The 8,204-nt window shown below is 45.3% G+C and carries 11 protein-coding genes; 1 reads left to right on the top strand and 10 read right to left on the bottom strand.

Annotated features, from left to right (window positions below):
* On the top strand, nucleotides 1–564 hold a 564-nt coding region (locus GRP75_RS15145), incomplete at its 5' end, for a YitT family protein (RefSeq protein WP_160789711.1).
* Nucleotides 565–641: 77 nt separating this feature from the next.
* On the opposite strand, the gene GRP75_RS15150 is transcribed toward GRP75_RS15145, so the two are convergent.
* The 10 genes from GRP75_RS15150 to GRP75_RS15195 all read right to left on the bottom strand — a co-directional run.
* Nucleotides 642–1,487 carry a sporulation protein YpjB gene (locus GRP75_RS15150; RefSeq protein ID WP_023989150.1) on the bottom strand — a complete coding sequence of 282 codons (846 nt, stop codon included), beginning with the start codon at nucleotides 1,485–1,487 and terminating at the stop codon, nucleotides 642–644.
* Nucleotides 1,488–1,567: 80 nt separating this feature from the next.
* Entirely contained in the window at nucleotides 1,568–2,464 is an 897-nt protein-coding gene (locus tag GRP75_RS15155; protein ID WP_028540647.1) for a GNAT family N-acetyltransferase, read from the bottom strand.
* A 2-nt stretch (nucleotides 2,465–2,466) separates the two neighbouring features.
* A complete protein-coding gene (locus GRP75_RS15160; protein ID WP_160789712.1) occupies nucleotides 2,467–3,111 on the bottom strand; it encodes a DUF1405 domain-containing protein in 645 nt (214 codons plus the stop codon).
* A gap of 173 nt (nucleotides 3,112–3,284) precedes the next feature.
* Nucleotides 3,285–3,464: an IDEAL domain-containing protein gene (locus GRP75_RS15165; protein ID WP_013371655.1), complete on the bottom strand. Its 180-nt coding sequence runs from the start codon at nucleotides 3,462–3,464 to the stop codon at nucleotides 3,285–3,287.
* Nucleotides 3,465–3,486: 22 nt separating this feature from the next.
* Nucleotides 3,487–3,993, bottom strand: a complete 507-nt coding sequence (locus tag GRP75_RS15170) for a gamma carbonic anhydrase family protein (RefSeq protein ID WP_160789713.1) — start codon at nucleotides 3,991–3,993, stop codon at nucleotides 3,487–3,489.
* Between the two features lie 52 nt (nucleotides 3,994–4,045).
* Nucleotides 4,046–5,155: a hypothetical protein gene (locus tag GRP75_RS15175; RefSeq protein ID WP_023989154.1), complete on the bottom strand. Its 1,110-nt coding sequence runs from the start codon at nucleotides 5,153–5,155 to the stop codon at nucleotides 4,046–4,048.
* Between the two features lie 166 nt (nucleotides 5,156–5,321).
* Nucleotides 5,322–5,924, bottom strand: a complete 603-nt coding sequence (locus tag GRP75_RS15180) for a histidine phosphatase family protein (RefSeq protein ID WP_160789714.1) — start codon at nucleotides 5,922–5,924, stop codon at nucleotides 5,322–5,324.
* Nucleotides 5,925–5,992: 68 nt separating this feature from the next.
* Complete coding sequence (locus tag GRP75_RS15185; RefSeq protein WP_071558551.1) at nucleotides 5,993–6,619, bottom strand: anti-sigma factor; 627 nt, start codon at nucleotides 6,617–6,619, stop codon at nucleotides 5,993–5,995.
* Nucleotides 6,616–7,212 carry an RNA polymerase sigma factor gene (locus GRP75_RS15190; RefSeq protein ID WP_013310707.1) on the bottom strand — a complete coding sequence of 199 codons (597 nt, stop codon included), beginning with the start codon at nucleotides 7,210–7,212 and terminating at the stop codon, nucleotides 6,616–6,618. Before GRP75_RS15190 ends, GRP75_RS15185 begins: the two co-directional genes overlap by 4 nt.
* An 808-nt stretch (nucleotides 7,213–8,020) precedes the next feature.
* Nucleotides 8,021–8,204, bottom strand: a 184-nt coding sequence (locus tag GRP75_RS15195; RefSeq protein ID WP_483311091.1) for an ACT domain-containing protein, incomplete at its 5' end; no start/stop codon positions are given.

Genomic DNA, 8,204 nt, shown 5'->3' on the forward strand with positions numbered 1-8,204 from the left:
TTGGGATGGATGGGAACGTTTCAGACTGAACACGATTTTATACTTTCTTCATTATATGCAGGGGTTACGCTTGGGGCCGGGTTAGGTATTGTGTTCCGCTTTGGCGGCACCACGGGCGGCTCAGATATTATCGCTCGTATTCTAAACCGGAAGTTTGGCTGGAGTATGGGAAGGATTCTGCTGGTCATTGATATTGTCATTATCGGTGCTTCACTACTTTACATACCAAAAGAAAAAATTCTATATACATTAGTCGCCGTGTTCATCGCGTCCAAGATTATTGATTTTATACAAGAAGGGGCCTATTCCGCCAGAGCCTTTATGATTATCAGCGACCACACGATGGACATTGCGGATATTATTATTAGGGACATGGATCGCGGAGTTACTATTATTCCGGCTGTAGGTGCATTTTCCAAGCAGGCCAAGCATGTTGCCTATTGTGTCGTGCCTCGTCAGGAAATACGACGTTTGCACCAAATTGTTAAATCGGTTGATCCACGGGCGTTTATTATCATACAGGATGTGCATGATGTACATGGAGAGGGGTTCAAAGAGGAATAGCCCGGAAATCCGGGCGATGGGCTAACCTATATGGATGGCTCAGCAGCCAACGACGCGAATGTTCGAATTTTGCATCGTTATCCAGAGAGACCAGCTCGATATTTACGATAACCTGCATAGACCAGCGCCAGCAGAACAATCATGCCGATTGCCAATTCTGCCCGGCGCTCACTTTCACGCGGGATAAATGGCGCCAGGGCAGTGGCGTCTTTTTCACGTCCAAACAAGGCATTAAACGTCGGATTCCCCTGATCCAACGCCCCTCTAATCGCTGAGGCATCTGCATTTTGCTGATCCCCCAAACCTTTGACGTAGGAAATCCATGAATCAGCCCGGACAACTTCACTTGTTCTGCCATGAATCAATGCTGCTGTACGGATCGTCTCATAGTGGTCCTCCAGCACTGCGGCTCCAGCTTTGAAACCCTTCATGTTACCTTTAGCAAACTGGCTGTTCAAGCCACTAACATCTTCTTTTAAAATCTTATAATACTGCTGCCATAAAGGCTGACGCGGATGTGCAAGCGCATCGGTCGCAAGTCGTAAATTGGCCGCAGCCTTCACCCACTCATCCGGTGATGCTTGGACGGACTGAGTAGCTTGCTGCACCTCAAGGATGCTGCCGGACAAAGCATGAATGGCCTCTACAGATAACGCTGCCTGCACCTGTCCGGTGCCAAACCATCGACTCACCTCGGCTACATCCGCGCGCGCTTTTTCAATGTTCCCGTCCATGACATCCCGGTACAGTATCGCAGCTGCATGATCTAGTTCCTCAATTTCTTTTGTATTTCCTATGGGTTTTGACTGATCACGCGCTTCTGCCACACCTGGAGGGACGCAGACAGACAGCAGCAGGACCATAGATAAAACAACACTCGAAACAATACGTATCATAATTTGAAACGCCTGACCCCTAAACATGGGACATCCCTCCTCACCTTACTGTATGGCAAGGTTACCGGGACTAGAACTTGCTTTAGGACGAATCGTTTGAAGCCGGGTTATGCCCGGGACAAAATAGGAAACATTCGTTGGTTTTCTTTACATGTGTTTTGATCTTTAGTTTTATAAAATAGCGTCGTATCTTCCTGTTTCAACAGAGAAATATTGCAGCCTTCCTGTTCTCTTGGTGTAAAGCCAAAAACAACCTTCTTCGTTTCTTGTTTCGTTACCGCTGACAGTATGATATCCATAGGAATTTCGCCCGTTCCATAAATATCGTAACAATTCATCGTATCCCCTTCAAAATCTGCAACCACAATCGTATCGTATTGAGGTATATACCAAAATTTATCATTAAAAAACGAGATGGCATAGAATAAGACCAGCCATTCACTACTTTTCGCAGCAAAAAGTGAATACGGATTTAATCTAGCACTTTTATTTTTCAGTAAATTTAAATCCGACTGCTCTTCCATGTTCAATTTCTCAACTTTAATGTCTACGTTGTTTGCGGTTACTTTCCGGTTTAATTGATATTCTTGTACCGAAACAAACCCGAATTTAGGGTAAAAATTCTTCACACTATCATTTGCGAACAAATACATAGCATCACAGTTGCCCTGCCAATCTTCTAATACACGTTCTATTAAAAACCGGCTCAACCCTTGATTTCTATAGTTGGTATCCGTCATTACAGTTCCGATTTGGATATACTTTCTTATTTCACCCGACAAACAAAAATCCATCAGACTTATAGATACATTAGCCACAACAGCCTCCCCATCTAAAAGTACGTAAGGGATATATTTATCATTCCAAAAGCCCAATTGATACCAAGCCTCAAAATCAAAACCAAAGCTTTGTTTGGCTAATTGATTAAAGCTCTTTCTTATTTTAAGATCATCACGGATTCCTTTTTTAAATATATATTCTTTTTGGCTTATAACAATATTCATCTCTATTTCTCCACTTCTACTCCCATTCGATTGCGCCCAAACATGGCAAGCCATGTCGCTATGATACTGACAAGGGTCAGCATATAGGTAAAAGCACGCACTTGCGGTACATCATCCGTTAGCGTCTTCGGAAGATACGGATATATGCCAAATGTATAATCCATCGTATCATTTAACAATGTCCAGAGTGCAGCTAGGCATAAAGCAGTCCATTTGCAGGTGAAAAAACGCACGAACAGTAACGCTTCGACCGCCATTGCCGTGTGAGATGCCACCAGCATCCAATCCTGCCATATCATATGTCCCCCCTGCGCGACTCCCCAAAAAATAATAGCTGAAGCCCAGATGCCATATTTTACACTCGTGACAACAGCCAACGCCTCCATGATCTGCCGAATGACCTTCAAGCTCTTAAGACGCGGAGGATAGAGCAAAAATGCTATAGAGATCGTAAAAAACAGACTCGCCGTCGGACTATCAGGCACAAATACAATCTGCCACAACGGATGATAATTTAGTGTATATTCCAACTGCCCCCCATACCATATGTACCCATACACTGTTCCCAGCAAATTACACCAGAACAGCAGCCACAAAAAAGGCCGGCTCGTCAAGAACGACCGGCTCCACAAATAAGATAACGACACGTCCTTCATCCTCCGTTCATACGACAGTTACCTTGTACAGGCTCCATCCTACAAAGACTATATCATATCCAAGCGTATCAAAAAAACCTGACCGCCGCTACAGTCAGGTTTGATGATTATAATCTCGAACTAACGATTTGTCTGAAATCCAACTTAGGGTTCCTAAAATTGTTCTAACTCATTGCTTTCAGTTCATCCGTAAGATGACGAAAAGCTACTTCATCTCCGGAGGCTAGCGCCTCATCAATATCCTTGTAGAGTTTTTCACTCCGGTGTTTACGTAATGCCTCGTCCAAAACCATCTCAGCAGACAGGCCCAACATTACTTCATAAGTAACCTTCATTTTATCCATAGGATGCACCTCCAACATGAGTTTAAGAGATCCTATATTCTTTTCCTTTCGCCACATAGCTGAGTGCCGTTCGTGACATCCGCTGCAAATCTGCATCTGTCAATTCGCGCACCACTTTGGCAGGTGTACCGAGAGAAAGAGTATAGGGTGGTATTTTGGTATTTTCCGTAACGACCGACCCTGCTCCTATTAAAGCATATTCACCAAGCTCCGCTCCGTTGAGTACAATGGCCCCCATACCGATTAAAGTGCCTTTGCCTACCGTACAACCGTGGATTATTGCAGCATGACCTACCGAAATGTCATCCGCCAGCAACAGGGGCTGATCCGTGTTCACATGTCCCACGACACTGTCCTGAATATTGCAGCGTTCACCGATGATGATAGGCGCCATATCTCCGCGCAGTACGGCATTAAACCATACAGAGGAATCTTGACCGATCGTTACTTTTCCGACAATTTTTGCTCCTTCTGCCATATAGACAGATGAATGGAGCTGTGGCATGTTTCCGTTATAGTGAATCAGCATCAACTTCACCCTCTCATTTTGGGTGAAATTCTATCAACATGTGTGCTGCTTGTCAATGGAGCCGTATACCCGAGTCGTTCCGCCCAATGCGGCACTCTCCCGCCAACTTCAGCCCCCAGGCCGTCATCTGTACAGATGGTCCTGTCGAATGATCACCCTGACGAAGCATACCCAAGTGAAGCATCATTCGTATAATCCTCTGATCAAAGACCGAACGGGGCGTATCATAGTAAAACGGTCGAATCAGTGGGCCGATATGTACAAAAAGCGACTCTGAGGACGTCCAAGGCCTGGCACATTCTCCAATCCAGTAGACTAGAGAGAGCAAATTAGGAACGGCTCCTTTATACAATCTTAACCAAAACCTGAATAGCTGTATCATTTCCTGCTCAATTGTATGCTCCTGATGCGCTTCTCCCTTTGCTGTCAGCACAACCTGGTCCCCTTTCTCCTCAATGTACTTGGAGTGACGGGCATAATCATACAGTAGTGCCATTCGGTCTGGATAAAACTTAAAAGAGGAGCCATACCCGAAACGCCATCCTCCCTTACCCAAAAGCGGCTCCGCAATGTGCAAATGCTCCATCAGCTGCTGCTGATTGCGACGATACCAAGCTCCCTCGGGATTTAGCGGAACCTCATGCTGCCCCATGTATTGAAGGAAAAGCCGTAAATCCTCTGCCAGCAGATGCCCTTCATCCCGGTACGACGACGGTTCGCTCACCCGTGTCATTCCGCTTTGGAAGTCATGTACCATAACACGTCGAAAGCGCTCCTTCATATCCAACGGAATTTGGAACAAATACCTCGTATTGTGCGTCGAACCATTGAACAACCAGCCACTAGAACGCAGACGGGTCACAATATCCCTTGGCCGCTCACCAGGACTTTCGTCCTCCTCAACAGACTGTTTGGCTATTGCAACCAATTCCTCCATGCTGAAATACGGTCGGTCATCGAACAGCAGCGCGTTCAAAAACCTTACCTCTGACAACCTCAGCTCCTTGACCTGCGTCTCAAAAAAACTACTGCTGCCGAGCTTCGTCAAAATCCCCTGGATCAACTCATGCTTGGAATTAGGTTTACAGTCACAATCGTAATACACCGCGATTCTGTTCAAATGCACAATATCCGCAAATGTCAGCATATCCGCCAGATTCATTGTTCCATCGCCTCGTCACTGGACTGTCATCCGGAATTGATTCTTACCTGTTGTACCCACAGCTTTGACGGATTGTTCAGACTCTAAACCTCTTTTTTTGCAAAGGTATAATTAAAAAACAAAAAAGACCACGACTTCTACGATAAGTAGAAGCCTTGGTCTTTTACTAACTTTTTGAGTTACAGTCACTTTTCTCTTGCAAATGCTTCGTGCAATTATACAAAAGTGGTGCCCAATCCATATCCTCACGCTGGAGTACGCTAAGTGACAAATTGCCGATTCGTTCCGTGAATTTTTCCTGATACAGAGCCTTATACAAATTAGCCAAAAAACCGCCGTGGGAAACGACCAGCAGATTCTTGTCCCGATTTTCCGTCCAAATGGCCTCCATAAAAGCTAGCCCACGAAGCTGAACATCTGCATCGCTTTCCTGCCCGAGATCCAGCAGATGCCAGTCGACTCCCCACTTCTCTTCACGCTCGGCCTGCGTCATGCCCTCGACCTGACCATAAGCACGTTCTCTTAGTCGATCATCAGACTCTAACAACGGGAGATGCAGAGCAGAAGCAATAATCTCCCCGGTCTCTTTCGCTCTGGAGAGACTACTTGTAATAAGCCCGTCCCAATGATAAGGCTCTTCCTTTAATCGTTCTGCTAGCAAGCGTGCCTGTCGGCGCCCTTCCTCATTCAACGGAATATCACTGTGGCCCTGGATTTTCCCTACCGCATTCCAATCCGTCAATCCATGTCTGATCAAGCCAATAAGCATCGTGTCGTTTCCTCCGCTGTTTTGTTATTCAGTCATTGTTATGAATTCATATTGGACCAGCTGTCCTGCTAATTTCTGACCCTTCTCGCCCGATGGATCCAGCCCAGAGAAAATAAAGCAAGCGCAAGTGCCAATACAGACAACAGCATCCAGTATTGCGGATAAGTAGGAACAATGCTAGCAACCAGCGGGTCCATAATGCCACTATTCACATCTTTAATGTGGTATTGATATTGTGGAGATGTACTTGTAGTTTCCAACAGGCCTGTCGGTAAAATACCAGTGTCCATGACAGGAGCTGCTTGAGGGGGATTTTCCTGAGAGGAGCTTCCATTCCAGTTCAAAAACAAAAAGCTGCATAAAAATACGGCCAAGAAGCCGGCGATCCATACAGACATATACTTACGGGCTGCTGGGTTCACACGCGCACGTCGATGCTCGCCCGGAACAAGCCACGGTGATTCTTCATAAATTCGATCCATGACCCTGCGATTCATTGCCTCTAGCTTATCATCTGTTATTTCAAAGGAAATATCACGAATGGTGGATCGATTTTCTTTTGACAAATCCCACTCTTTTTCTTCCGAACCATGCTCCCACCCAGCAGACGAGCTTTTGGCCCGTCTGCGCTCCGAGTCTTGTTTCGATACATTTTTGCCTGTAGCGAACAAATCCTCAGTGTCCCTGGATTTCATTGGCTGCTCATCCCTTCGTTTTCCTCATAGAGAGGCTCAAAAAAATAAGGCTCCAACTGCGTCTTCACACTGGTTCTTGCCCGGAAAAGCAATGACTTCACCGCACTGACCGTCTGTCCTAAAATAGTCGCAATCTCCTGATAATCTAATTGCTCATATTCACGCAAAATCAGCGCAGATCGCTGCTTCTCAGGCAATCTATTGATCGCTTCACGAACCATCTCTACCTTCTCACCGCGAAGGACGGCCTGCTCCGGAATTACATCCGATGGAGCTACCGGTACATAACCGCTCTCCTCCAATGGAACCTGACCGCTACGGTGCTTGCGAAGCTCACTTAGCACCGTATTGCGTGCAATTGTATATAACCAAGTGGAGAACGATGCGTCTACCTCGCGAAAAGAGTGCAGGCTCCGATACGCTTTATAAAACGTCTCTGAGCATAAGTCCTCAGCAATCATTTCCAGGTTCGAACTTTTCAGCATATGATAAACAAAAGCTAAAATTTTACGTTGGTGCCGCCTCATTAATTCTGAATAAACCTCAACATTACCTTGTTTGATTTCCTGAATCATCTGGGAATCTGTCATCATCCGAGTGAGACCCTCCTCGCCCATACATGTGCTGTTTTCCCGTTCGATTCTGTCTATATATACCGAACAGGTCAAAAAAAGTTGCGCCCTCTGCGCAAATGGATGAAACAGCATCATGGAACATTTGTTATTTTCTTACCCTATGTAGTGCCAACATTAACGGTGCTATCCCCAACAATATTCAACATCCAAAATGGACTTACCCATTGTACCACAAAATGACCGCCAGTAAAAAAGTCCAAAATCCCCACGATTTCCATCAATGCCTCCCTAACGCTGGCAACTAATTCATTTATACAGCTTTTCAATGGATTTTAAATTTTTTCAAGATTAAATGACTAACCGATTGAAAGTGTTCTTTTCAAATGCACCAATAAGGATAAATACACAAAAAGAAAACGCTTTAAAAAAATATTGACAAAATGAAAACGTATACATATAATAAAAGTACAGTATGGTTTCTCTCCACTCCTATCCTACTCAGCTACTTCACTAAAAGTAGCTACCACCCGGGGCTTTACCCGGGTGGTCTTTTTTTTATTCAAAAAAAGGAGCTTTAAAAAAAGCGGACGAAGAAACCTTCGTCCGCTCTAAATCTTTTCTACTACTTCACTCCCAGAAAGTGCGTGTTGCTTTATAGGCGGTCAGTAGCGCAGAGGTTCATTTGAATCTGGAGAAGCGCAGCGTTCGCCTTTGCCGCCGGATTTTCCCATTAAAGAATCTGATCGAAAAAATCCGGCGGCAACAGCGATCGTAAGATCAAATGAATCGCGAAGCGGCCTCCTTAACGAACATCTCACTTTCCTTCCTATACCACCACTTTATAGCCCATCGAATCCAGCAGAGTCTTAGCACGCTCCCAATCCTGCTCTTGACGGAAGGAAAGCCGCATGATGCCTGGGACATCCTCCCGGCTTTCAATGATTTGCATATTGCTCAGATTAATGCTGTGATTACCGAGTTCCATAGCAATTCGCCCGATAATCCCTGGG

The organism is Paenibacillus sp. OT2-17 (assembly GCF_009827695.1).
Classification (GTDB): domain Bacteria; phylum Bacillota; class Bacilli; order Paenibacillales; family Paenibacillaceae; genus Paenibacillus; species Paenibacillus polymyxa_B.

Coding starts and splice junctions, on each gene's coding strand:
- GRP75_RS15165 (WP_013371655.1), bottom strand. CDS start 3,464: ATGGATAAAATGAAGGTTACTTATGAAGTAATGTTGGGCCTGTCTGCT.
- GRP75_RS15185 (WP_071558551.1), bottom strand. CDS start 6,619: ATGAAATCCAGGGACACTGAGGATTTGTTCGCTACAGGCAAAAATGTA.
- GRP75_RS15170 (WP_160789713.1), bottom strand. CDS start 3,993: ATGCTGATTCACTATAACGGAAACATGCCACAGCTCCATTCATCTGTC.
- GRP75_RS15175 (WP_023989154.1), bottom strand. CDS start 5,155: ATGAATCTGGCGGATATGCTGACATTTGCGGATATTGTGCATTTGAAC.
- GRP75_RS15150 (WP_023989150.1), bottom strand. CDS start 1,487: ATGTTTAGGGGTCAGGCGTTTCAAATTATGATACGTATTGTTTCGAGT.
- GRP75_RS15180 (WP_160789714.1), bottom strand. CDS start 5,924: ATGCTTATTGGCTTGATCAGACATGGATTGACGGATTGGAATGCGGTA.
- GRP75_RS15190 (WP_013310707.1), bottom strand. CDS start 7,212: ATGATGACAGATTCCCAGATGATTCAGGAAATCAAACAAGGTAATGTT.
- GRP75_RS15155 (WP_028540647.1), bottom strand. CDS start 2,464: ATGAATATTGTTATAAGCCAAAAAGAATATATATTTAAAAAAGGAATC.